Origin of the sequence: Sphaerisporangium sp. NPDC051017 (assembly GCF_040683095.1) — a bacterium.
GTDB lineage: Bacteria > Actinomycetota > Actinomycetes > Streptosporangiales > Streptosporangiaceae > Sphaerisporangium.
The window spans coordinates 1-23,394 of sequence record NZ_JBFBCI010000095.1; the positions used below are offsets into that span (position 1 = coordinate 1).

Here is a 23,394-nt window from a genome sequence, read left to right on the forward strand (position 1 = left end):
GGGCCCAGGTGATTCGGGCCGCGGCGATCTCCGCCTCAGCAGGGCCGACCAGGCGCTGAGCGTCCCGCCACGACGTCGTGGCGGGCCGCTGCGGCGTCCGGGCTACCTCCGGGTGGCGCCCGGCATGATGTCGTCGCGGAACAGGCCGTCCGGGTCCACGCGGGCGCGCACCGCGTCCACGGCGGCCACCGTGGCCGCGTCCAGGTGTCCCTGGGGCTGGTCGAAGCGCTCCACGAACGTGGGCGCGGTCGTGCCGGCGTCCCAGGGGGTGAGGGCGGACCTGACCACGGGGAGCCGGGCGAGGATGTCCTCCCGCGTGCCCGACAGCCCGGGGACGCCGCCGCCCGAGTAGCCGTAGCGGGCCGTCAGGTGGTTCAGGGCGCCGCCGGTGGGGTCGGGGTCGGCGTAGGCGCCCCCGAGCTGGCGCAGGCCGGCGGCGATCAGCGGGGAGCGCGAGCCCGCGCCGATGACCTCCAGCAGCGCGTCGATGCCCGCCTCCCCGAGCTCGTTCAGCAGCAGGTGGTCGCCGATGACCTCGACGGGGTCGGACGGGTCCATGTGCGTGTCCAGGAGCCCCGCGGGACCGGTCGTCTGCCACGTGTCGAGCACCGGCGGCGCGATGCCGCGCAGCGGGCCCAGGAGCTCGCCGGCCCGCGCCTGTGCGGCCGCCACGTCGTCGTCCGTCCCGGCCAGCACGGCGCCGTCCACGAACAGGACGGGGCCCGCCGACAGCATGGGCGGCACGTCCGGCAGGTCGGGCAGGTTGAGGACGCGCACGCTGGTCGTCGCCTCGCGCGGCGCGGTCAGCGTCCACTCGCGCCAGGCCCGCAACAGCTCGGGCGCGTGGACGGCGGGCCAGCACGCCGCCCCGGTGACCACCTTCGCCACCGGGAACAGGGCGACCTCCACAGCGCTGACGACTCCGAAGCCGCCCCCGCCGCCGCGCAGCGCCCACAGCAGCTCGCCGTCCCCGCCGGCCCCGGTGTCCGCGCCGAAGACCGCGCCCGTGCCCGACGCCCTGCGGAGCTCGCCGTCCGCCGTGACGAGTTCCACCGCGCGCACGCTGTTGGCCGCGAGCCCGGTGCGCCGGCCGTAGAAGCTGAGCCCGCCCCCGAGGAGGTACCCGACCACGCCGACCGTCGGCGACGAGCCGTGCGCGACCGACAGGCCGTGTTCGGCGGCGGCCTTGACCACCGCGCCCCAGCGGGTCCCCGCGGGCACGCGGGCCACCCGCCGTTCGGGGTCGATCTCGACGCGGCCGCTCATCTCCGTCCGCAGCAGCAGCCCGCCGCGCACGGGACGGGCCGCCTCGGCCCAGTGGCCGGTGGTGTGCACCCGGACGGGCAGGCCCGAGCGGCGCGCGAAGCCGACGGCCTCCCGCACCTCCTCGACCGTGCGCACCACGGCGGCGGAGGCCGGCTTCGGCACCGCGCCCAGCGCGAACACCGCGGTCGCCGCCTCGTAGCCGGGCTGCCCTGGCCCGGCGATGAGCAGGCTGGACGGCCCCGGCCCGGCGACGGGCGTGCCGGCCCCTCCCGGCTTGGGCAGGAGCACGCCGGGCTCTCCCGACTCCGTGACGGCCATTCAGCTCACCCGCCGCGCGGTGATGAAGGCGAACGACTCGGGGCCCGAGCTCTCCAGCACCACCATGCCCGCGTCGGCGAGCCAGCGGTCCAGCTCCTCCCGCTCGAACAGCAGCATCCCGGCCGGCCGGCTCGGGAAGTAGTGCGCGGCCTGGAAGTGGCGGCAGACGGGGTCCTCGTCCCACACGAACGTCATCAGCGTGAACGTGCCGCCCGGCCTCAGCACGCGCCCCACCTCGGCGATGGCGGTGGCCGCCTCGTCGGGGACGGCCTGCAGCGCGTTCCAGCAGACCACGGCGCCCATGCTGGCGTCGGCCAGCGGGATGTCCAGCGCGCTCGCGCGCACCGCGGGCACGTTGGGCACACGGCGGCGCAGCACGTTGAGCATGGGCAGGCCCAGGTCGAGGGCCAGCAGCCGGTCGGTGCCGACGGTCGCGGCGATGACGGAGGTCCAGCGGCCGGCGCCCGCCCCGAGGTCGAGCACGGGGCCGTCCACGGGGCGCACGCTGCGCGCGATGTAGGCGTCCTCGTCGGCGAGCGTGACCGCGCCGCCCCAGTTGCCCCCCGCCACGCGCAGGAATTCGGGACGCAGCAGCGCCTCGTAGTACAGGCCCATGCTGGGCATCTCGGCCAGGCTCTTGAGCAGGTCGGCGGTGGCCTCGTCGGCGTCGTCCCGCACGGCCCTGGTGAGGTCGAGGATGCCGCGGGAGGCCGGGTAGGCGACCGCGCAGGCCGGGCAGCGCACGGCGGCGCCGCTGTTGTCGAGCGGGCCCCGGCAGGACGGGCAGACCAGCGCGGACAGGTGCCGCGCGAACAGGCCGAGGCGCGGGTCGGCGCCCGTCGCGTCCGACTCGGGCGGCGCCTGCGGGCCGGGCACGTCGACCACCGGGCCGCGCCGGATCGACCAGTACGCCTTCAGCCCCATGTAGCCCCACACGGTCCGGCTGTCGTTGCGCCAGTTGACCTCGGCCTGCTCCTGGCTGAGCGCGCCGATCCACGCCCGGTCGAAGGCGCGCTCCTCGTCGGTGAGCCGCCAGATCTCGGGGGCGGGCCAGACCCGGCCGAGGCCGGTCCGCCGCTCGTCCATGAGGGTCAGGCAGCGGTCGAGCCGGGACCGGTCGCCGGAGTCCAGGCCGAGCCGGCCGGCGACGCCGAGCACCCTGTCGCGGTCGTGCGGGAAATGCGCGAGCAGGTAGGCCAGGGCCTGGCCGAGCTCGGGGCCGGCGCCGTCGGCCAGGGCCAGGTAGCGGTCGAGGCCGGCACGCACGGCCTCGGTCTGCCCCGCCTCGGCGATCAGGCCCAGCAGGATCAGCAGCCGACCGGCGCGCGCGTCGTCGAGCCCGTCCAGCGCGCCGATGAGCTCGGGGATCGCCGACGGCGCGCGCTCGGTGAGCGTGCCGCCGTCCCACAGCGTCTGGTCCTGCGCGGTGCCGGGCGACCAGAGCGCGCCGACGAGCCGCGCGTAGGCCGCGTCGAGCCCGTCGGGCGCCGCGCCCGTGAACCCCTCGAGAAGAATTGCTGGCGCGTACGTGGTGTCAACGCTCATGTTAATTCCCTTCGCGCGAAACGCCTCTCAGCATCACACCGGCCCGGCCGCCCGGTCATCTCCGTGCGTGCGGGAAAGGACCCAGCGCAATAGCGGAGATGCGGCGGGAAAAAGACGGATAAACCATGGGCTCATGAAGAACAGGATTCCGATCGAAGTATGGGTCCCCGACCTGACGTTTCCCGGCTGGATGGATCGGTGGTATCAGCAGGCCGCCGATTTCGAGAGACTGCACCCCGAGTACCAGGTGGTGGTGCACGGCAAGGATTTCTGGCAGCTTCCCAGGCAGGTCGCGGAGGCCGCCGCGGAAGGCCACGTCCCGGCTCTGTCGGAGTACTACTTCTACATGACGCAGGTGGCGCGCGACTCGCGCCGGCAGGACGGCCGCCCGCTGTTCACCTCGGTGGAGAAGGCCGTCGGCGGGCGCACCGAGGTGCTGGGCGAGCCGGTCGTGCTCGACGACATCATCCCTCCGCTGCGCGACTACTACACCCTCGACGGCGACCTGACGTGCATGCCGACCGTGGGCACCACGAGCCTGCTGTACGGCAACACCGACCTGCTGCGGCGCGCGGGCGTGGAGAGCATGCCGCGCACCTGGCAGGAGGTGGAGGAGGTGTGCGCCAGGGTGGCGGCGCTGCGTGACGGCCCCTCCCACGCCATCACGTGGTCCAACCACGGCACGTTCATCCAGCAGGCGCTGGCCACGCAGGGCGGCCTGCTCGTGAACAGGGACAACGGCCGGCTGGGGCGGGCCACGGTCGCCGACCTGGCCTCGCCGGAGATGCTGCGCTGGGTGGAGTGGTGGCGCGGGCTGCACAGGAACGGCCACTACCACTACACCGGCAAGATCCCCGACTGGGCGGGCACGCTGAAGACCTTCGCCGACCAGGACGTGGCGATCAGGATCTCCTCCTCCAACGACGTCAACTACATGTTCAGGGCCGCGGAGGACAACGGCTTCGACATCGAGGTGGGCATCTTCCCATACGACGCGAGCGTGCCGTACGTCGGCAACGCCATCGCCGGCACCGCGCTCTGGATGGCCGAGGGGCTGGACGAGGCGACGCAGGAGGGCGCGCTGGCGTTCCTCATGTACCTGCACAGCCCGCGCAGGGCGGCCGAGCGCCACAAGGCCAACAGCTTCCTGCCGCTCACCCACTCCGCGCACGACCTGCTGGAGGAGGAGGGCTGGTACGCCGCCAACCCGCACCACCGGCTGGCCTACGACCACGTCATGCGCTTCCCGACGGGCCAGAGCGGCGTCCCGGCCTCCGAGGGCGCGCTGTTCGGCGACTTCGCCGGCAACCAGGACGTGATGACCAGGGCGATCGGCGACGTGCTCAACGGCGCCGACCCGGCCGAGCGCATGGCGTTCGCCACCGTGGAGGCGCAGGAGCTCCTCGACGCCTACAACGCCTACGCGCTGTCGTCCGGGTTCCGCGACCCGCGGAACAGCCCGCCGACCAGCCTCAGCGTGGAGGCCTTCAAAGAGATGCGGGCCGGGCGCGACTACTCGGCCGCCGACATGGAGGCCGTGGTCAAGCTCCACCGCTGACACCCGCCGGAGCAGCGCGAAGGGGGCCGCGGACCTGATGAAGGTCCGCGGCCCCCTTGTCGATGCGGCTGCAGGCGCGGCCTGGTCAGCGGTGCATCGCGGTGAGCTTCTCCAGGACGGGCACGATGTCGGCGGGGCCCGGCCGGTCCAGCCACTCCTGGTGCACGGCGGCGGCGCCGTCGCGGTAGCGGGGGTCCTCCAGCGCCGCGACGATCGCGGCCCTGATCTCCTCGACCGACTGCTTCTGGTGGTCGAGGCGGAGCCCGGCGTTGCGCGACTCCAGGTAGGCGATCGCCAACTTGGACAGGATGTTCCGCTCGGCCATCTTGCTGTTCTCTCCTTCGACCACGATGACGCGCTGCGGCTCGTCCGTGTCGCCGACGAGCTGCGGCACCCCGGCGGCGACCGAGGCCCAGAACGTGCCGCTGGAGCCGTGGTTGATGCTGGCCGAGCAGGTCGGCAGCAGCTGCAGCAGCGGGACGTAGTCCACGGTGCGGACGTTGGAGGGGATCGAGGAGATGCCTTCGAGCTGGTCGGCGTTGAGCGTGGCGACCAGCTCGACATCCAGGTCGGCGACGGCCTCGAAGATCTTCGGCGCGCGCCACTCGCCCTTGTGGTACGTCCTGGTGGACAGCCCGACCGACAGGGCCACGCGCGGGCGGCGCGGCTTGTCGTGCAGCCAGGAGGGCTTGACGCCGCCGCCGTTGTACGGGCTCCAGCGCACGGGCACCGCGGCCAGGTCGCGCGACAGGCGCATCTCGCGCGGCATCGGGTCGATGGTGAACTGGCCGACCAGCAGCTCGCTGTCCACTTCGACGCCGTAGTGCTCGGCCAGCGGGCGTATCGCCCTCGCCAGCGGGTCCACGGGCGGCGTGGCCTGCCTGGCGTACAGCTCGACGGCCCAGCCGCTGTAGTCGGGCGCCATCAGGATCCGGCCGTGTGCGGCGCCTGCCACCCTGGCCGCCACGGCGCCGGCGGGGAACCACGGGTCCCACAGCACCAGGTCCGGCCGCCACGTGCGGGCGAACTCGACCAGCGCCTTGTTCTGCGCGCTCGGCACGGACGGGAGCTGGAACCTGACCCCCATGAGGTAGTACTGGAAGAACACGTCCCAGGTGTCGCGCTCGTCCTGCGTCACCTGCAGGGCCGTGGCCAGGCGCTCCATCTCCTCCGGGTCGGGCGGCAGGTCGTCGCGGACCCACCCGCCGGTGTCGGGCTCGCCGCACGTGACGGCCGTCAGGCCCGCCGCCACGATGTCGTCGGCCGCGCCGGGCGGGCAGGCCACGACGACCTCGTGCCCGGCGAGCTGCAGCGCCTGCGCGTACGGCACGGCGGGGTAGAGGTGGCACGTCTGAGGCCACACAGTGAGCATGATTCGCATCTAGCGCTCCCTCGCGAACTCCTCGATGGAGTGAAATTCCCCTAACCAGCATCAATCGCCGGAATTGGCAATGCATCTCCTGACGTGCCGGTTTCCGGCAATGCAGGAGATGCGGGACGGCGGCGGAACGCGTTGTCCTTTTGTTCATCCACGCCATTTCTCCGAGGGAGAGTCTCATGTGTTTTTCCGCCGACCATTCGAGGACGGGCTGACATGGCGGGCGCACGCGCGGTCGTGACCGGCGGCTCCGGCTTCATCGGCAGGCATCTGGTGCGGGCGCTGCTCGCCCGCGGCGACGAGGTGACGGTCTTCGACCGCGAGCCTGACCCGCTGGTGCGCACGGTCACCGGCGACATCCGCGACGAGGCGCGGCTGGCCGAGGCCATCGGCCCGGGGGCGGACGTCGTCTACCACCTGGCCGCCGAGGTCGGGGTGGACCGCTACCTGGCCCGCCCCCTCGATGTGATCGACGTCAACTTCCAGGGCACCAGGAACGTGCTGGAGCGGGCCGTCGCGGCCGGCGCGCGCGTGGTGGTCGCCAGCACCAGCGAGGTGTTCGGCAAGAACCCCGCCGTGCCGTGGGCGGAGGACGCCGACCGGGTGCTCGGCTCCACCGCCGCCGACCGCTGGACCTACTCCTCGGCCAAGGCGATGTCCGAGCACCTCACGCTGGCGTTCTGCCGGCAACACGGGCTGGACGCGGCGATCGTGCGCTACTTCAACGCCTACGGCCCCGGCCAGCGGCCCGCCTTCGTCATGAGCCGCACCGTGCACCGGGCGCTCAACGGGCAGCCGCTCGCGGTCTACGACGGCGGCCGGCAGACCCGGTGCTTCACGTACGTGGCGGACGCGGTGGCCGGCACGCTGCTGGTCGCCGACAGGGGCGGCGCCGGCGAGGTGTTCAACCTGGGCAGCATGACCGAGAGCACCGTGCGCGAGGCGATCACCACGGTCGCGGCGCTGACCGGGGCCAGGACCGTCGAGGTGGACGCGCGCGCCGCCCTGGGGCCCGCCTACGAGGACGTGCCACGGCGCGTGCCCGACAGCACCAAGGCGCGCAGGCTGCTGGGGTGGGAGGCGACGACCCCGTTGGCCGAGGGCATCGCGCGGACCATTGAGTGGGCCAGGGCGAACCCGTGGTGGCTGGCCGTCCCCGACTCCGGCGTCCCCGTGGCCGCCGCGAGCTGACCGCATGACGCCGACCGCGTGACGCCGACCGCATGACAGAGCCTCCGCACCCGGACGGTGCGGAGGCTCTTCATGTGTCTAGGCCGCCGCGGGAACCGGGGCGGTCAGGCGCACGGGAAGCGCCCGGTGCCCGTTCATGATGAACGTCGGCAGCGGCGCCAGGTCCTGCTTGTCCACCGCCAGGCTGAGCTCGGGGAACCGCTCGAACAGCGACGACAGCCCGATCGTGGCGACCGCCCTGGCGATGGAGACGCCGAGGCAGTAGTGCGGGCCGTACCCGAACGACAGGTGCTCCTTGTTCGGCCGGGTGAGGTCGAAGGTGCCCGCGTCCGCGCCGTGCAGGGCCGGGTCGCGGCCCACCGCGGCGTAGTTGATCAGGATCGGGTCGCCCTGGGGGATGGTGACGCCGTCGAGGTGGATGTCCGTGACGGCGTACCGCAGCGGCAGGTGCGCCAGCGGTGACTCCACCCGCAGGACCTCGTCGATCACGTCGTCCCAGGTGAACTGGCCCGACTTGACCAGGTCGAACTGCTCGGGGTTGGAGAGCAGCGCGGTGATCGCGTTGTCGAAGAAGTTGATCGTGGTCTCCGAGCCCGCGCCGAGGATCGCGAAGATCGTGTCGGTGAGCTCGACCTCCGACAGCCGCGAGCCGTCGGTGTCGCGCGCGGTCACCAGGTCGGTGGTGATGTCCTCGCCCGGGTTCTGCCGCTTCTCCGCGATCAGCTCGGCCATGGCGCCGCGCCAGCCGGACAGGATCGCCTGCGCCTGCTCCGGCGTGACCGTGGTGTCCACCATCATGTCGATGACCTTGGCGGTGGCCGCCCGGGCCTCCTCCGACATGCCGATCAGGTCCGCGACCAGCATGGCCGGCAGCGGATAGGCGAACCGCTCCCGCAGGTCGACCACCTCGCCGGGCTCCGTCGCCGCCAGCGCGTCCAGGAGCTGGTTCGTCAGCGCCGTGATGCGCGGCTTGATCGCCTCGGTCCTGCGCGGCGTGAAGGCCTTGCCGACCAGCCGGCGCAGCCGGACGTGGTTATTGCCGTACGCGGTGACCATGTTGTCCATGGCGATCCAGCTGATCATCTCCCAGTCGGGCGGGATCTCGCCGTTGATGAACGCGGGCCAGTGGTTGCGCGCGCTCTTGGTGACGTTGGGCTCGGCGAGCAGCTGCCTGACCGCCTCGTGGGTGTTGACCGACCAGGCGAGCACCCCACCGGGGAGCTCCACCTGGACGGCGTGGCCCTGAGAGCGCAGGAAGTCGGTTTCCGCATGGATGTCACGGCCGGTGGTGTCGAGAACGGGGCAGCGTCTTTCCACGGTGGTCTCCCATAGAACTCAGCGATTTGGATGGTGTCAGGTTTTGGCCGACGCGGGCTCCTCGGCGGCGTCCGCGGAAGGCTCCTCGGGCGCCTCCCCCATGGCCTGCTCGGAAGCCGGCGGCACCTTCCTGAGCGTGATCAGCGCGACGGCGGCCAGGCACAGGGCCAGCACCGCGCTGACGCCGGTGGCGGCGTTGACCGCCGTGGTGAAGGCCTCGCGCCCGGCGGCGAGCAGCTCGGCGGCCACGGGCGCGGCCACCTGCTGGGCCGCGTTGATCGCGCCCGTGATGCCCTCGCTCGCGGTGTCCGCGAGGGCGGGTGGCACGGACGGGGGCAGCGTGCCGGCGATCTGCACGCTGTAGACGGCGGTGCCGACGCTGCCCAGCGCGGCCACGCCGAGCGCGATGCCCAGCTCGCCGCCGGTCTCGGAGACCGCGGAGGCCGAGCCCGCCCGCTCGGGCGGGACGGAGCCGAAGATCAACGCGTTGCCGAGCGCGCTCATCGGCCCCGCGCCGAGCGAGCCGATGATCATGCCGGTCAGCACGATGCCCACGCCGGAGGTGACGTCGATCTGGCTCAGCACGAAGTAGCCGGCCGCCACGACGACCAGGCCCGCCGTGATGACGTACCCGGGGCGCAGCTTGCGCGCGATCACGGGGGCCAGCAGCACGCTGGCGATGGTGGCCGCGGTCGAGGGCAACACCCACAGGCCCGTCTGCAGCGGCGACAGGCCGACCACGGTCTGCAGGAACATGCTGACCAGGAAGAAGCTGCCGTTGACGATGCCGCCGAGAACCATGATCGACACCGCGGCCCGGAAGACCGGCAGCTTGAACAGCTTCAGGTCCAGCAGCGGCGAGTCCAGCCTGCGCTGCCGCCGCACGAACGCCAGGGCGAAGGCGAGGCCCACCACGATGGCGACGGCGTACCAGAGCTGCCAGCCGTGCTTGGCCAGCTCCTTCAGCCCGTAGACGAAGGGCAGGATGGCCGCCAGCGACAGCGCCACGCTGGGCAGGTCGAGCCGGCCGCCCTCGGGGTCGCGGTGCTCGGGCAGCAGCGCGGGCCCGGTCGCGAGCAGCAGCACCATGACCGGCACGGCCAGCAGGAACACCGAGCCCCACCAGAAGTTCTCCAGCATCACGCCGCCGACCACGGGGCCGAGCGCGACGCCGCCCATGAAGCAGGCCATCCAGACCGAGATGGCGGTGCCCATCTGCGCGGGGTTCTTGAAGATGGTGGCGATCAGTGACATCGTCGACGGCATGATCGTCGAGCCGGCGACGCCGAGCAGCGCGCGGGAGAAGATGAGCATCTCGGCGCTGGAGGAGTAGGCGGCCAGCACCGACGCGGCGGTGAAGGCGGCGGCGCCGATGAGCAGCAGCTTGCGCCGCCCGATCAGGTCACCGAGCCGGCCCATGGTGACCAGGAGGCCGCCGATGACGAAGCCGTAGATGTCGGTGATCCAGAGCTGCTGGGTCAGCGAGGCCCCCAGATCCGAGCTGAGGTGGGGGAGCGCCAGGTAGAGCACGCTCATGTCGATCGAGAGCAGCAGCGTCGGCAGGGCCAGGATGGCCAGTGCCAGCCAATCGCGGGTGCCGGCCTTCGCCGGTGCGTTCACGTCCATCTAGGTCCCTTCCTCAGTTGGTCAGCGCGCCCGTGGGCGCCTGCTCGGCGGGTTCCGGCTGGACCGGAGGCTTGCGGGATCTGCTCCAGTACTTCATGGCCGGGCGCTCCACCAAGGTGTAGAGCAGCCAGCCTGTCACGACGGTGACGCCGGCGAGCGCGATCACGAGTAACGTGCCGCCCACGGGCCCGTACTCGGCCTTGCCGAGCACCGCCTCGCGCAGCCAGTACAGGACGATGGACTGTGTCAGGTAGAAGCCGAAGGAGATCTGTCCCAGCCAGACCATCGGCCTGGTGCCGAAGAACGTCTTCCTGCCCTCCAGGTTGGCCTTGGCGAAGGTGCCGATGGCCAGCGCGAAGGGGATGGCGGTCACCAGGGAGACGCTGTAGGGCCAGGGGACGTACAGCGTGGCCGCGTACGCGATCACCATCAGCGCCATCACGGGGAGAACCCCGATGCGCGGCCACCTGCCCGCGGCGATGATCCTGGCCAGGATCATGCCGAGCACGAACTCGAACAGCCGCACGGGCGGGAACAGGTAGATGAACCAGAACTGCGGCAGCGACAGCGCCTCGCCCGGGTACTTGGGCGCGTCGGGCAGCAGCGTCAGCGTGACCAGGCACATGAGGGCCATGCCGGCGAAGGCCAGCCCCGCCCACAGCCACAGCCGGTTGTCGGCGATCTTCCTGATCGGGATGATCAGCGCGGGGAAGAGCAGGTAGAACAGCATCTCCGCGCTCAGCGACCAGGCCGGCATGTTCGCGCCGCCCCAGATGGCGTTGTCGTTGACGAAGACGTTGAGCAGCAGCAGGTTCGGCAGGCCCCACAGAAGCGTGTACGAGCCGGCGAACAGCAGCATGGCAAGCGCCCACGTCACCACGTGGTTCGGCATGATCTTCACGACGCGGCGCCGGTAGTAGGCGCCGATCCGGTCACCCGGCTTGGCCGCCCACGTGATCACGAAGCCGCTCAGGATGAAGAAGAACGACACTCCGATGGAACCGCCGGGATATAGCAGCCATATCAGCTTCTGGGTGATGCCGTCGTCCGCGTACGGGGTGGCCATATTCTGGTTCCCCTGCGTGAAGGGGAAGATGACGTGACTCAGGAAGACCAGTAACGCGGCGATGATGCGCATTCCCGTTAGTGCGGGCAGATCTCCGCGCACGGCAGGGGGTGTGGAGGTCACGATGGGCTCCTTTCTCTCAGAATGCCCTGCTCCATCTTTTGTGCGGCCATCTGCCCGCCGCATCTCGCCACGTGCGGACTTCGAATGAGCAGGCCGCCGGATCAGAGGGGCACGGAGGTGGTGAGCCCGCCGTCCACCCGGAGTTCCTGGCCGGTGATGTACGACGAGCGCGGCGAGAGCAGGAACGCCGCCGCGTCCGCCACGTCCTCGGCGGTGCCGAGCCGCCCGAGCGCCACCTGCGCCCGGCAGGCCTCCTGCGCCTCGGGGGTCTGGGCGATGCCCTCGAACATCTCGGTGACGATGTAGCCGGGGCTGATGGCGTTGATCCGGATGCCGCTGGGCGCCAGGTCGGCCGCCAGCGTCCGGATCAGGTTGATCACGCCGGCCTTGCTGGCCGCGTACACCGAGGTGAAGGCCAGGCCGCGGTGGGTCAGCCAGGAGCCGTTGACGACGACGGAGCCGCCGCCGGTCATCAGCCGCACCGCCTGCTGGATGGTGAAGTAGACGCCCTTGAGGTTGGTGGCGACGATGTCGTCGAAGGCCTCCTCGGTGACGTCGCCGCTGCGCGAGAAGCCGGCCACGCCCGCGTTGGCGAACACGCCGTCGAGCCTGCCGAAGCCCTCCTCGACGCGCGAGACCAGCGCGCCGACCTCGGCCGGGCGCGACACGTCGGTGGGCACGGCGAGCACGCGGTCGCCCGCGTCGAGCTCGCGCACCGCCTTGTCCAGGCGCTCGGGGCTGCGTCCCGCGAGCACGACCCGCGCGCCCTCGGAAAGGAGCCGCTGTGCGGTGGCCAGCCCCATGCCACTGCCGCCGCCGGTGATGAGAACCGCTTTGTCGGAGAACTCGTTCATGGGTTCAGAATCACATGCCGCCCCGCGCGGAATTTCTGAAGAATTGCGCTGTCGCGCGCGGCCAGCAATTCAGAAGATGTTACGCATCTTCTCCGATGTGACCCTGTGGTGAACGCTAAAGCGCGCAGGAGGCGATCCAATGGGTGATGAGTCAAAGACCCGTGCGGTGGTGCTCGGCGGCAGTCTCGCGGGGCTCTTCGCCGCCAGAGTGCTCTCCGACGCCTACGACGAGGTGGTCATCGTCGACCGAGACGAGCTGATCGGTGTGCAAGGCCCGCGGCGCGGATGCCCGCAGAGCCGGCACATCAACGGCCTGCTGGCCCGCGGCCAGCAGGCCATGGAGGAACTGTACCCGGGGATCACCGAGGGACTGTTCGCCGACGGCGTGCCGACCGGCGACCTGGCCGGTGACGTCCGCTGGTACTTCAACGGCAAGCCGCTCCAGCGCCACCACGCAGGCCTGGTGTGCGTGGCGGCCAGCCGCCCCAAGCTGGAACACCACATCAGAGAGAGAACCAGGGTCCTGCCGGGCGTGGTCTTCGCCGAACGCCACGACATCCTCGGCCTGGAGTTCACCCCTGACGGGAGCCGGGTCATCGGCGCCAAGGTGCAGCCGCTCGACGGCGAGGGCGGTGCGCAGGTCATCGCCGCCGACCTGGTGGTCGACGCCACGGGACGCGGCTCCCGCACGCCGGTCTGGCTGGAGGCCCAGGGCTATCCGCAGGTCGAGGAGGAGCGGACGAAGATCGGCCTGGGGTACGTCACGCAGCACTACAGGCTGACCGCCGACCCCTACCACGGCGACCTGTCGATCAACCCGGTCGCCAACAAGGACCTGCCGCGCGGCGCCATCTTCACCAAGACCGACGGCGACCGCGTCGAGCTGACCACCTACGGCATCCTCGGCGACCATCCGCCCACCGATCAGGAAGGGCTGTACGCGTGGCTGAAGTCGCTCGCCGTCCCTGACATCTACGAGGCGGTCCAGAACGCGGTGCCGTTGGACGAGCCTGTCGCCTTCCGCTTCCCGACGACGCTGCGGCGCCGCTACGAGAAGCTGACACGCTTCCCCGACGGCCTGCTGGTGACCGGCGACGCGTTGTGCTGCTTCAACCCGGTCTACGCGCAGGGCATGACCGTGGCCGCGCTCGCCGCCCTGGTCATCCGCCAGCACCTGCACACCGGCGCGCTGCCGGACCCCTTCCAGTATTTCGGCGATCTGGCGCGCAACGTCATCGACCAGCCGTGGGAGATGACGCACACGGTCGACATGGGCTTCCCGGGCGTGGAGGGCGAGCGCAGCACCAAGGTCCGCGTGGCCCAGACCTTCCTCGGTCTCGTGCAGCAGGCGGCCACCAAGGATCCTGAGGTGGCCGCGGCCTACATGCGCGGCGCGGGGCTCGTCGACGGGCCGGAGGCGCTCATGCGGCCGCCCATGCTCGCCCGCATCCTGTGGAACGCGCTGCCATGGGTCGGCACGCCCGCGCAGTCGCCGCGGCGCGCGGCCCAGTCCAAGCCCCTGGCGAGGAGTGAGAAATAGTGAACGTCACAGAGCTGTTTCCGCTCTCGTGGAACCAGGGGTTCCTGCGCGCCTTCGACCAGGGCGACGAGTCGGGTCCGTTCGGCCCCCGCTACATCATCGTCTGCGGCTGGCGCCTGGCCGGGCCCGTCGACCCCGCCGTGCTGCAGGAGGCGCTGGACGAGGTGGTGGCGCGGCACGAGGCGCTGCGCACCGAGATCTTCCGGAGCGGCGACGGCCACCAGGTCGTCCATCCGCCGAGCCGGGTCCGGCTGACCGTGCACGAGCTGCCGGGCGATGACCGGGACAGGCGCGCGGAGCAGCTGCTCACGGACGCGGAGGCGGAGCCGTTCCCCATCAAGGAGCTGCCGCTGATCCGCGCGGTGCTCGGCCGCTTCGACGACGAAGACGCGGTCCTGGGACTGATCGCCCACCACACCGCCGTCGACGAGTGGTCGATGCAGCTGATCATGCGGGATCTCGCGTACGGGTACGCCGTGCGCACCGGGCACCGGCCCTCGCCCCTGCCGGAGGTGCCGCAGTACCGCGACTACGTGGACTGGGAACGCGCGGGCGCCGGCCAGGACGACGGCGAGCGGTCGCTGGCATATTGGCGTGACAACCTGAGTGGCGCGCAGATGCTCGGCACCAGGACCGATCACCTGCGATCCGCGGGCGTGCCCAAGACCACGGCGTGGCGGCGGTTCACCTTCCCCAAGGCGGTGACCGAGGCCGTCAAGGACATCGTGAAGGAGACGCGGAGCTCGCCCTTCATGGTGCTGCTGGCCGCGTACGTGGTCTATGTGGGCCGGCGTGAGGGGACCGGCGACGTCGTCGTGCCGAGCTTCTCCTCGGGTCGCGGGCCGGCCCGATTCCACGACACCATCGGGTCGTTCTTCAACTTCCTGCCCTTCCGCGTGAAGCTGGAGGCCTGCCGTTCCTTCAGAGACGTGATCGTGTCCACGCGGCAGGCCTGCGTCGGGGCCTACGCGCACGACCTGCCGTTCGGGCAGATCCTCGGCGTGGCGCCGGAGCTGATGACCTCTGTGATGCGTGACGACGCCGGCGTGGTCGCCTTCCAGGTCTTCAAGTCACCGCTCGGCGGCGACCGCGGGAGCGCGGGCGCGTTCGAGTACTCGGTGTTCCGCAGGAGGCAGGTGTCCCAGTGGGACGGTGGCGACGTGCCTGACGGCGCCATGTGGCACCTGGAGATCGACTCCAGCGGGGACATAGTGGGCTCGTTCGCCTTCAACACCAACCTGTACGGCCAGCAGACGGTCGACGGGATGGTCGAGGACTTCGGCGAGCTGTTGAAGCGGCTGACCGCCGACCTCCACGGCCCGCTGGAGCTCTGAGGCTCACCCCAGGCGGTCCAGCCAGCGGAAAAGTCGGGGAAACACCTGCCTGGCCGCCTGGTCGGTGAGCATTCCGTGGCCCTCTCCCGCCGGTTCCACCCACTCGGAGTCCGGGTGCAGGCGCGGGAGATGGGCCCGGACGGCGTCCACGGGGATGCGGGGGCCCCTGTCGCCGTGCGCCACGAAGAGCGGAACCGCCGCGAGCGTGTCATCGGGGGCGAACCTCGCCGTCCTCATGAAGGCCTTGACGGGGGCGTGTTCGGCCTCGTGCAGGTCCGCCGAGCGCAGGAACGAGCACAGCAGGAAGGCGCCGCACACTTCAGGGGCCGCCGGCGCGACACGTGAGGCCAGATGGCCACCGTAGCCGAGCCCGCCGGTCACCACGGGACCCACGGTGGTCTCGCGCAGCACCATCACCTCGTCGTCCACGTCGTCGGCGCCGTACCGCTCGGGCAGCGGCGCGGACACCGCGGGGTCGATGAGCCTGCTGCCGCGCAGGTCGGGCCGCACCACGCGCCGGCCCGCCGGCGCCAGTGAGTTCGCGAGCCGCCTCGGCTGGTCGCCCGAGGTCCAGCTGAGCGCGAGCTCCTCGGGGGAGCGACACGGACGTCGGGGCTTGTTCCATGGCGGCCCGCCCCGTTGACGTCCCGTTCCGTTGTCCCGGCCGCCCGGGGACGACGCCGGTCAGTACGACTTCGTCATGAGCACGTCGAACTCCTCGGCGCCCTCGTCGACCTCACCCAGGTCCCAGGTGATCTCCATGTGCGTCCACTTCCTCTCGGTCGTTGATCCATCGTCGGCCGAAAGTTAGAGGCCGGCACATTTTGACGTTGCCCGGCTGGATCAGTCGCGGAAGTAGGCGGCCAGGGGCGGCGCCAGCGCCTCAGGGGCGATGTCGTGGCCGTGGCCGTCCAGCACGGTGAACTCCGCATTGGGCACCGTCTGCGCCACCGCCTTGCCCGCCGACTGCATCCAGGCGCCGCTGTTGCCGCCGGCCAGGGCCAGGGTCGGCGCCTCGACCTTCTCCAGGTCCTCGACCGGCAGCCGGTTGCCCGGCCCGCACACCGCCGCCTCGTACACCAGCGTGTGCGCCACCGCCTTCATCCCCTCCCAGAACGGGGACTCCCGCATCGGCCCGACCATCTCGGCGGGCACCTCGGCCGCCTCGACCATGAACCGCTCGACGACCTCGCCCCGCTTGCCCTCCGCCACCAGCGTGGCCAGCTGCTCGCGGAAGTCCTCGGCGATCGGCGCCCTGCTGTCGTCGATGATGAACGGCGGCTCATACACCGCCAGCTTGGTGATCGGCAGCCCCGCTGCGGCCGCCCGCAGCGCCAGCGCCCCGCCCGACGACCCCCCGAACACCGCCGCCGAGCCCCCGGCCGCCTCGATCACCGCGGCCAGGTCTTCGATCTCGCGCTCCACCTCGTACGACTCGCTGTCGCCGCTGTCGCCGCGCCCCCGCCGGTCGTAGTTGTAGACCGTGAACTCATCCGACAGCGCGGCTGCCAGCCCTGCCCAGATCGGGTGCGTCCGATCGCTGAATCCGCCCTGGACCAGCACCACCGCCGGACCGGAACCTGACTTGTCGTAGGCAACGGTGGTACCGTCTGCCGACGTCACATGCATGTGAGTCTCTCCGCTCTTCTGTTGACTGAAGGCGTGCCGCCTGGGCACAGGTCACTCCAAGATGCCGCAAGATCGGTCACCCGGTCTTCTCCGAGAGTGCTTTCCGAGGGGTGCGAGCATCGCACGGCAGAAGACGCCGCGGGCGCCGCGCCGCCCTCCACTTCCCAGAACTTGCCAGAAACCCGGCATTTTCCAAGTCGCTGCGGATATTTTTCGTGACCTGCGAACGGTGCGCAACTCAGGAGGTGAAGCACGGGAGATGGCCACGCGACCATACGAAAGGCATCGACAATCCGGAGGCTTTGGTCATGGCTGTGGCTGTCCAGAACGACGAAGTGACGATCGAGGTTCCGACCCATGAGGATTGGGAGGACATCTATGCGATGTTCTCCGGGGGCATCAACATCGACGGCGACCCGCAGAGCCTTGAGGCAGAGCGCCCGCTCTTCGAGCCGAGCCGCTCGCTGATCGTACGCGCCGGCGGCCGCGTCGTCGGCACGCTCGGCGCGAACACCCGCCAGATCGCCGTCCCAGGCGCGGTAGTGCCCGCCGCGCACGGCTGCAGGGGCGCGGTGTCGGCCACCATGCGACGCCAGGGGATCCTCACGCGCCTGATGCGCAAGCACTTCGAGGACGCGCGGGCGCTCGGCGAGGCCATCACGCTCTGCTGGGCCAGCGAGGGCCGCATCTACCACCGCTTCGGCTATGGCCTGTCGGTGCGCAGGCTCGGGCTCAACGTCAACGCCCGCGAGGTCACCGTGCCGAAGGGCGAGGAGCCCGGCAGGATCGTCGAGGGGACGGTCGCCGACCTGCGCGACGCGCTGGTCAAGGTCTACGACCAGGTGTACGCCGACCGCCCCGGCTGGTCAGAGCGCACCGCCGCTCACTGGGACTTCCGGCTGGCCGACACGATGGCGATGCGCCAGGGCGCCTCCGCGCTGCGCGTCGCGGTCCACGAGGGCGATGACGGCATCGACGGCTACGCCTTGTGGCGGGTCAGGGGCAACTGGACCGCCAACGGCCCCATCAGCGACGTCGTCGTGATCGAGCAGGTCTCGACCACCCCTGAGGCGTACCGTGCGCTGTGGCGATTCCTGCTGTCCGTCGACCTCACTCGCTCGGCCTCGACCTGGGCGGTCAGCGTCGACGAGCCTCTGTTCTACTGGGTCGGCGAGCCGCGCCAGCTCGACGCGCACCTGTGTGACGCGCTGTGGATCCGCGTCGTGGACGTGCCCAAGGCGCTGGCCGCCAGGAGGTACGCGACGCCGATCGACGTCGTGATCGAGGTCACCGACGACTTCATGCCGGAGAACTCGGGCACCTGGCGGCTGACCGGCTCGCCGGAGGCGGCCACCTGCACGCCCACCTCTGAGCAGCCCGAGCTGTGGTTCGACGTCCGCGCGCTGGGGGCGGCCTACATGGGAGGCACCTCGCTGTCGGCGCTGGTCGAGGCGGGCCTGGTCAAGGAGGTACGGCACGGGGCGCTCGCCGCGGCCTCGACGGCGTTCAGATGGCACAAGTCGCCCTACGCCTTCGAACTCTTCTGATCATCGGCACCCAGAGCGTGAACCTGCACGCGCTGTACGGCAGGGGTCCATCGCACGTTGGGGATCAATTCTGGGGAAGGAAGTTGACGGGATCCCGTTCGATCAGCTGATCGGACGGGATTTCGCGTTTCCGGTTGATGCCCGGCCACCAGCACCTTCCTGCCAGCGGCAGCCATGGGCGGCGGCCCCGGGCAGCCGTAGGCTCGCGCCATGCCTTACAACGAGCTGCTGTCACGCCACGTCAGAACGCCCGACCGTGTCATCCGCTACGGACCCCACCCCGAACAGGTCATCGACGTCCTGAAGGGAGGGGAACGCGGGGTCGTCATCCTCGTGCACGGCGGGTTCTGGCGAGCCGAGTACGACCGCCTCCACACGCGCCCCATGGCCGACGCCTTGGCCGCCGACGGCTACACCGTCTGCTCTCCCGAGTACCGCCGGATCGGGCACGAAGGCGGCGGCTATCCCGGCACGTTCGACGACATCACCGCCGCCTTCGCCACGATCCTGGCCGAGGTGCCCGCCCGCGGCCCCGTCGTCGTGGCCGGCCACTCGGCCGGTGGGCACCTCGCGCTCTGGCATGGCTGCTCGGGCGGGAAGATCAGCGGCGTCGTGGCCTTGGCCGCCCTGTCGGACGTGGGCCGGACGGTGGCCGACGGCCTCGGCGGGGGAGCGGGTATCGCGCTGGTCGGCGGCCGTACCGGCCTGTTACGCCATGTCGACACCATGCGACTTCCGTGGCGGAACGAGGGCAGGCTGGTGCTGGTGCACGGCGCCAAGGACCGCGTCGTACCCGTCGAGATGAGCCGCCACTACGCCGCGCGAAATCCCGCCGCCAGGCTGGTCGAACTGCCTGACGTCGGCCACTTCAAACTCATCGACCCGCTCTCCCGCGCCTGGCCCGCGGTCTCGGCCGCCATCGGCGAGCACGTCCGCCCGGAACGCATCAGTCTTTAGGCACAGCGGGTTCAAGGCCGCGGTCGGCATCTCAGCAGGCCCTCGCGTCCACCCCCGATCCCGCATTCGTCGATAAATTGGCACGAACCTGTCAGCGAGCCCCATCTTCCTGCCCGCTCTACACCTCCCTTCGCCACGGACCGCCAGGCACCGTGAGAAGCGAAGGAGGTGCCCATGAATTCCCTGAACATCGCGGAGCGGTTCCTCGACAGGAACGACGGTGACAGGACCGCGCTCATCACCCCATCGGGCCGGCTCAGCTACGCGGAGCTGCGGTCGCTGGCCGCCAGGACCGGCAACGCGCTGCGCGCCCTGGGGGTTCGCCGCGGCGACCGCGTGCTGATCTGTCTCAGCGACGGCCCGGAGTTCGTCGCCACGTGGTACGGCGCACAACTCATCGGCGCGGTCACCGCCGAGATCTACACCTATCTCCAGCCCAAGGACTACCGCTACTTCCTCGACTACGCCGAGCCCCGTGTCGTCGTCACGGACGCCGCCGCGCTCGACGGGCTGCGCGCGGCCGGGGCGCGCGGCCTCCTGGTGGACGGCGTGGCGGAACACGAACTCCTGCCCGGCGAGCGGCACTTCGGCTCGATGGTGGGCGCGCAGGACGACCTGCTGGACCCGGTCCCTGTGGCGCCTGACGACGTGGCCCTGTGGAAGTTCACCACGGGCAGCACAGGCGCGCCACGTGCGTGCGTACTGCCCGCCAGGAGCCCGCACGCGAGCTTCGAGGGGTACGGCAGGGGAGTGCTCGGCCTGCGCCGGGACGACGTGGTGCTGCCCGTGCCGAAGCTGTTCTTCGGCTACGCGCGTGACCTGGCGGCGCTGTTCCCCTTCGGCGTGGGTGCGGCGGGGATCGTCTTTCCCGAGCGGAGCACGGCAGGGCGGATCTTCGAGCTGATCGCCGAGCACCGGCCCACGATCCTGGTCAACGTGCCCACCATGATGAGCGCCATGCTGGCCCACCCGGACGCGGCACGCCAGGACCTCAGCTGCGTGCGCATGTGCGTCTCGGCGGGCGAGGCTCTTCCGCTCGAGCTGCACCGCAGGTGGCTGGAGACCTTCGGCGTCGAGGTGGCCGACGGGCTGGGCTCCTCCGAGGCGTACCACATCTATCTGTCCAACCGCCCGGGCAGCAGCCGAGCCGGCAGCCTCGGCACCGCGGTGCCCGGCTACCGTCTGCGGGTCGTGGACGAGGGTGGCGGGCCGGTGCCGGATGGGGAGGTGGGCCGCCTGGAGATCACGGGTGAGACGGTGGCGCTGGAGTATTGGCAGGACCCGGTCAAGTCGGCGGCCACGTTCGTGGCCCCGCAGACCGTGCGCTCGGGCGACCTGGTGAGCAGGGACGCCGACGGTTTCTTTGTCTATCACGGCCGCGTTGACGACCTGCTGAAGGTGGGTGGCGTGTGGGTGGCGCCCGCCGAGATCGAGAACTGCCTGCGCGGCCATCCGGCGGTGGCCGACTGCGCGGTGGTGGGCTACCGCGCGGATGGGCTGGTCCTGCCCCGTGCCTACGTGGTGGCCGGGGCACCACTGACGGCGCAGGAGGTGAAGGACTACGTGCGGGCGCGGCTGGCGCCGCACAAGTATCCGAGGGATGTGATGTTCGTGGACGCGTTGCCGCAGACCGCCTCCGGCAAGGTGGACAGGCGAGTCCTGGAGGGGGCGGCATGAACGACGCCGCGCTGGCTCAGGAAACACGCCTGACCTACGCCTCCTACCTCGAGCTCGGCCGGTTGCTCGACATCCAGCGGCCGCGCTCGGGCGCGCACGACGAGATGATGTTCATCGTCGTGCACCAGGTCTACGAACTGTGGTTCAAGCTGCTGCTGCACGAGCTGACCTGCCTGCAGGAGCGCCTCGAGGCCGGCGACAGCGACCCCGCGCTGCACACGCTGCGTCGTTGCGTGGCCGTGCTTCAGGTGGCCGTCGACCAGATAGACGTCCTGGACACGCTGACGCCCGCGCAGTTCGCCGGTTTCCGCGACTGCCTGGGCTCCGCGAGCGGCGCGCAGTCCGCGCAGTTCCGCGAGCTGGAGGCAGTGCTGGGAGCGCGTGACCGCATCGTGCTCGAGCACTACGAGGAGGGCTGCGCCGAACGGCTGCGCATCGAGGCCGCCATGAACAGGCCGTCCCTGCTCGACTCGTTCCTCTCCTACGTGTCGCTGCAGGGCTACCCCGTTCCCGCCGAGGTGCTGCGCAGGAATCCCGCCATGCCCTTCGAGGCCACCCAGCCGGTGCGTGAGGTGCTCGCGCAGGTCAACCACGACGACATGGTGCCTGCCCAGGTCGCGCAGGGCCTGCTCGACCTGGACCAGCTGCTGCAGGAATGGCGCTACCGGCACAGCAAGATGGTGCAGCGCATGATCGGGGCCAGGCGCGGCACCGGCGGCACCTCCGGCGCCGCCCACCTGCGCGCCACCTGGGCCATCCCGGCCTTCCCCGTGTTGTGGGAGGTGCGTGGCGCATGACGGGCGACCTGGCCGCGTATCTCGCGCCGCACTACACGATGTTCCGCGTCTCAGAACGCCTGCTGCTCACCGGCCATTCGCACCAGGCCTGGCCAGACGTCGCGCTCGACGGTCAGCTGGAGGCGTTCCATGACGCCGCGCTCGGCGTGGACGCCAAGTGGGCTCGGGCCATGGACAAGGCGGAGGAGGTGCGGGCAGGCTTCCGGCGCGTGCTCGACGACCCCGCCGCCGAGCTGGCCCTGGGCTCCAGCACCCACGAGCTGGTGATCCGCTTCCTGTCCTCGCTGCCGCTCGGCGACCGGCCCAGGCTGGTGACCTCCGACGGCGAGTTCCACACGCTGCGCCGCCAGCTCAGCCGGCTGGCGGAGGAAGGGCTGGAGGTGGTGCGCGTGCCCGCGGAGCCCGTCGGCTCCCTGTCCGCACGGCTGGCGGAGGCGGTCGACGACAGGACCGCCGCCGTGCTGGTCTCCGCGGTGATGTACGAGACCGCCACGATCGTGCCGGAGCTCGGAACGCTGGCGGACGCGTGTGACCGCAGGGGCGCGCAGCTGCTCGTCGACGCCTACCACGCGCTCGGCGTCGTCCCCTTCTCCGCCGCGGCGATCCCCTCCGCGTGGGTCGTCGGCGGCGGGTACAAGTACCTCCAGCTCGGCGAGGGAAACTGCTTCCTGCGGGTCCCGCCGCATGCCGCGCGGTTCCGCCCGGTGATCACCGGCTGGTTCGCCGAGTTCGCCGACCTGGCCGCGGAGACGGGGCCGGACGCGGTGGCCTATCCGCCGGGTGCGCAGGCCTTCTCCGGGGCCACCTACGATCCGACCAGCCACTACCGCGCGGCACGCGTGTTCGGCTTCTTCGCCGAGCACGGCCTGACGCCCGACCTGCTGCGCCTGGTCTCCCAGCGCCAGCTCGCCAGGCTGACCGCGCGTTTCGACGCCATGGACACCGGCGGACTGATCAGCAGGGACACCGGCACGCCGCTGGCGGGCGTCGCGGGTTTCCTCGCGCTTCGATCACCGCACGCGGCGCGGCTGCGTGATGGGCTGACCGCGCGGGGCGTGCTTGCCGACAGCCGCGGCCACATGCTGCGGCTCGGCCCCGCGCCGTACCTGTCGGACGATCAGCTCGACACCGCGATGGACGCGCTGGAGGCCGAGCTGGCCGCCATGCGCGCGAACCGGCCCATCGCCCGGATCAGCGGTGCGGCCTGAGCGGGGCCACCTTCTCCAGATCGGCGGCCGAGTAGTCGCGGCCCGCCGAGGCCGCGCTGAACGACTCCACGGCCAGACTGTGGTCGGGGCTGCCGCCCGGGTTCGCGGAAGCCCGTGCCGATCGCGTACGCGTTGTACTCGTCCAGCAGCTTCTGCGCCTCGGCGGTCGCCTCGGTGAAGCGCGCCACCGGATCGGAGCCGCGCGCCGGCACGTCTTCCATGGCGCGCGTCATGACGTCCTGGTCGCCGGCGAAGTCGCCGAACAACGCGCCCCGCGACACCGGAATCGGGCCGCCGCCGGGCAAGGCCCGGCTGGGTAGCTGTTGACGTGCTCGTAGGCGACCCGGTCGCCGACCACGGTGACCGTGTCCCGTGACCCGTGCGGACGCTGGTACGTGTCCTTCGCCGTGGACGTGGACGACCCCGAGCAGGCCCCGGCGACCGGTGCCGTGGCCGGCGTGGA

At 71.1% G+C, this 23,394-nt stretch carries 19 protein-coding genes; 9 read left to right on the forward strand and 10 right to left on the reverse strand.

Annotated features, from left to right (window positions below; all coding sequences use genetic code 11):
* Nucleotides 1-102 precede the first annotated feature (102 nt).
* The gene (locus AB0M95_RS38680; protein WP_363776030.1) at nt 103-1,584 is read right to left on the reverse strand and encodes an FAD-dependent oxidoreductase; all 1,482 of its coding nucleotides are present in this window, start codon (nt 1,582-1,584) and stop codon (nt 103-105) included.
* Nucleotides 1,585-3,129: a methyltransferase domain-containing protein gene (locus AB0M95_RS38685; protein WP_363776033.1), complete on the reverse strand. Its 1,545-nt coding sequence runs from the start codon at nt 3,127-3,129 to the stop codon at nt 1,585-1,587. It abuts the gene before it with no gap.
* Between the two features lie 133 nt (nt 3,130-3,262).
* Between AB0M95_RS38685 and AB0M95_RS38690 the strand changes: the two genes are divergently transcribed.
* Entirely contained in the window at nt 3,263-4,687 is a 1,425-nt protein-coding gene (locus tag AB0M95_RS38690) for an extracellular solute-binding protein (RefSeq protein WP_363776036.1), read from the forward strand.
* A gap of 85 nt (nt 4,688-4,772) precedes the next feature.
* Here the strand turns inward: AB0M95_RS38690 and AB0M95_RS38695 are convergent, their stop codons facing one another.
* A complete protein-coding gene (locus AB0M95_RS38695) occupies nt 4,773-6,068 on the reverse strand; it encodes a glycosyltransferase (RefSeq protein WP_363776039.1) in 1,296 nt (431 codons plus the stop codon).
* 213 nt (nt 6,069-6,281) lie between these two features.
* On the opposite strand from AB0M95_RS38695, the gene AB0M95_RS38700 reads away from it, so the two are divergent.
* Complete coding sequence (locus AB0M95_RS38700; protein WP_363776042.1) at nt 6,282-7,256, forward strand: NAD-dependent epimerase/dehydratase family protein; 975 nt, start codon at nt 6,282-6,284, stop codon at nt 7,254-7,256.
* Nucleotides 7,257-7,334: 78 nt separating this feature from the next.
* Here the strand turns inward: AB0M95_RS38700 and AB0M95_RS38705 are convergent, their stop codons facing one another.
* The 4 genes from AB0M95_RS38705 to AB0M95_RS38720 form a co-directional block, all read right to left on the reverse strand.
* Nucleotides 7,335-8,573: a cytochrome P450 gene (locus AB0M95_RS38705; protein WP_363776045.1), complete on the reverse strand. Its 1,239-nt coding sequence runs from the start codon at nt 8,571-8,573 to the stop codon at nt 7,335-7,337.
* Nucleotides 8,574-8,609: 36 nt separating this feature from the next.
* Nucleotides 8,610-10,199, reverse strand: a complete 1,590-nt coding sequence (locus AB0M95_RS38710) for an MFS transporter (RefSeq protein WP_363776047.1) — start codon at nt 10,197-10,199, stop codon at nt 8,610-8,612.
* Between the two features lie 13 nt (nt 10,200-10,212).
* Nucleotides 10,213-11,388, reverse strand: a complete 1,176-nt coding sequence (locus tag AB0M95_RS38715; protein WP_363776050.1) for an acyltransferase — start codon at nt 11,386-11,388, stop codon at nt 10,213-10,215.
* Nucleotides 11,389-11,489: 101 nt separating this feature from the next.
* Nucleotides 11,490-12,242 (reverse strand): SDR family oxidoreductase, encoded by a 753-nt coding sequence (locus AB0M95_RS38720; RefSeq protein WP_358522654.1) that lies wholly within the window; start codon nt 12,240-12,242, stop codon nt 11,490-11,492.
* A 139-nt stretch (nt 12,243-12,381) separates the two neighbouring features.
* Here AB0M95_RS38720 and AB0M95_RS38725 point away from each other — a divergent pair, with 139 nt between their 5' ends.
* Both AB0M95_RS38725 and AB0M95_RS38730 read left to right on the forward strand, forming a co-directional pair.
* Nucleotides 12,382-13,782, forward strand: coding sequence for an FAD-binding monooxygenase (locus tag AB0M95_RS38725; RefSeq protein WP_363776053.1), 1,401 nt, complete (start codon nt 12,382-12,384; stop codon nt 13,780-13,782).
* On the forward strand, nt 13,782-15,116 hold the full coding sequence (locus tag AB0M95_RS38730) for a condensation domain-containing protein (protein WP_363776056.1): 1,335 nt from the start codon (nt 13,782-13,784) through the stop codon (nt 15,114-15,116). The genes AB0M95_RS38725 and AB0M95_RS38730 overlap by 1 nt, the downstream gene beginning before the upstream one ends.
* A gap of 3 nt (nt 15,117-15,119) precedes the next feature.
* Here AB0M95_RS38730 and AB0M95_RS38735 read toward each other — a convergent pair whose 3' ends face one another.
* Together AB0M95_RS38735 and AB0M95_RS38740 are read right to left on the reverse strand one after the other, a co-directional pair.
* Nucleotides 15,120-15,629 carry a hypothetical protein gene (locus AB0M95_RS38735; protein ID WP_363776059.1) on the reverse strand — a complete coding sequence of 170 codons (510 nt, stop codon included), beginning with the start codon at nt 15,627-15,629 and terminating at the stop codon, nt 15,120-15,122.
* A 330-nt stretch (nt 15,630-15,959) separates the two neighbouring features.
* Complete coding sequence (locus AB0M95_RS38740) at nt 15,960-16,745, reverse strand: alpha/beta fold hydrolase (RefSeq protein WP_363776061.1); 786 nt, start codon at nt 16,743-16,745, stop codon at nt 15,960-15,962.
* 308 nt (nt 16,746-17,053) lie between these two features.
* Between AB0M95_RS38740 and AB0M95_RS38745 the strand changes: the two genes are divergently transcribed.
* The 5 genes from AB0M95_RS38745 to AB0M95_RS38765 all read left to right on the forward strand — a co-directional run bounded on the left by AB0M95_RS38745 (nt 17,054) and on the right by AB0M95_RS38765 (nt 22,931).
* Nucleotides 17,054-18,292: a GNAT family N-acetyltransferase gene (locus AB0M95_RS38745; protein ID WP_363776064.1), complete on the forward strand. Its 1,239-nt coding sequence runs from the start codon at nt 17,054-17,056 to the stop codon at nt 18,290-18,292.
* A gap of 210 nt (nt 18,293-18,502) precedes the next feature.
* Nucleotides 18,503-19,249 (forward strand): alpha/beta hydrolase, encoded by a 747-nt coding sequence (locus AB0M95_RS38750; RefSeq protein WP_363776067.1) that lies wholly within the window; start codon nt 18,503-18,505, stop codon nt 19,247-19,249.
* A gap of 174 nt (nt 19,250-19,423) precedes the next feature.
* Nucleotides 19,424-20,926 (forward strand): benzoate-CoA ligase family protein, encoded by a 1,503-nt coding sequence (locus AB0M95_RS38755; protein WP_363776070.1) that lies wholly within the window; start codon nt 19,424-19,426, stop codon nt 20,924-20,926.
* Nucleotides 20,923-21,723 carry a tryptophan 2,3-dioxygenase family protein gene (locus AB0M95_RS38760; RefSeq protein WP_363776073.1) on the forward strand — a complete coding sequence of 267 codons (801 nt, stop codon included), beginning with the start codon at nt 20,923-20,925 and terminating at the stop codon, nt 21,721-21,723. Before AB0M95_RS38755 ends, AB0M95_RS38760 begins: the two co-directional genes overlap by 4 nt.
* Entirely contained in the window at nt 21,720-22,931 is a 1,212-nt protein-coding gene (locus AB0M95_RS38765; protein ID WP_363776076.1) for an aminotransferase class V-fold PLP-dependent enzyme, read from the forward strand. Before AB0M95_RS38760 ends, AB0M95_RS38765 begins: the two co-directional genes overlap by 4 nt.
* Here AB0M95_RS38765 and AB0M95_RS38770 read toward each other — a convergent pair.
* Entirely contained in the window at nt 22,841-23,236 is a 396-nt protein-coding gene (locus tag AB0M95_RS38770) for a hypothetical protein (protein WP_363776079.1), read from the reverse strand. The two genes, AB0M95_RS38765 and AB0M95_RS38770, sit on opposite strands and share 91 nt — an antisense overlap.
* Nucleotides 23,237-23,394 lie beyond the last annotated feature (158 nt).

Coding starts and splice junctions, on each gene's coding strand:
- AB0M95_RS38680 (WP_363776030.1), bottom strand. CDS start 1,584: ATGGCCGTCACGGAGTCGGGAGAGCCCGGCGTGCTCCTGCCCAAGCCG.
- AB0M95_RS38685 (WP_363776033.1), bottom strand. CDS start 3,129: ATGAGCGTTGACACCACGTACGCGCCAGCAATTCTTCTCGAGGGGTTC.
- AB0M95_RS38690 (WP_363776036.1), top strand. CDS start 3,263: ATGAAGAACAGGATTCCGATCGAAGTATGGGTCCCCGACCTGACGTTT.
- AB0M95_RS38695 (WP_363776039.1), bottom strand. CDS start 6,068: ATGCGAATCATGCTCACTGTGTGGCCTCAGACGTGCCACCTCTACCCC.
- AB0M95_RS38700 (WP_363776042.1), top strand. CDS start 6,282: ATGGCGGGCGCACGCGCGGTCGTGACCGGCGGCTCCGGCTTCATCGGC.
- AB0M95_RS38710 (WP_363776047.1), bottom strand. CDS start 10,199: ATGGACGTGAACGCACCGGCGAAGGCCGGCACCCGCGATTGGCTGGCA.
- AB0M95_RS38720 (WP_358522654.1), bottom strand. CDS start 12,242: ATGAACGAGTTCTCCGACAAAGCGGTTCTCATCACCGGCGGCGGCAGT.
- AB0M95_RS38725 (WP_363776053.1), top strand. CDS start 12,382: ATGGGTGATGAGTCAAAGACCCGTGCGGTGGTGCTCGGCGGCAGTCTC.
- AB0M95_RS38740 (WP_363776061.1), bottom strand. CDS start 16,745: ATGCATGTGACGTCGGCAGACGGTACCACCGTTGCCTACGACAAGTCA.
- AB0M95_RS38745 (WP_363776064.1), top strand. CDS start 17,054: ATGGCTGTGGCTGTCCAGAACGACGAAGTGACGATCGAGGTTCCGACC.
- AB0M95_RS38750 (WP_363776067.1), top strand. CDS start 18,503: ATGCCTTACAACGAGCTGCTGTCACGCCACGTCAGAACGCCCGACCGT.
- AB0M95_RS38755 (WP_363776070.1), top strand. CDS start 19,424: ATGAATTCCCTGAACATCGCGGAGCGGTTCCTCGACAGGAACGACGGT.
- AB0M95_RS38760 (WP_363776073.1), top strand. CDS start 20,923: ATGAACGACGCCGCGCTGGCTCAGGAAACACGCCTGACCTACGCCTCC.
- AB0M95_RS38765 (WP_363776076.1), top strand. CDS start 21,720: ATGACGGGCGACCTGGCCGCGTATCTCGCGCCGCACTACACGATGTTC.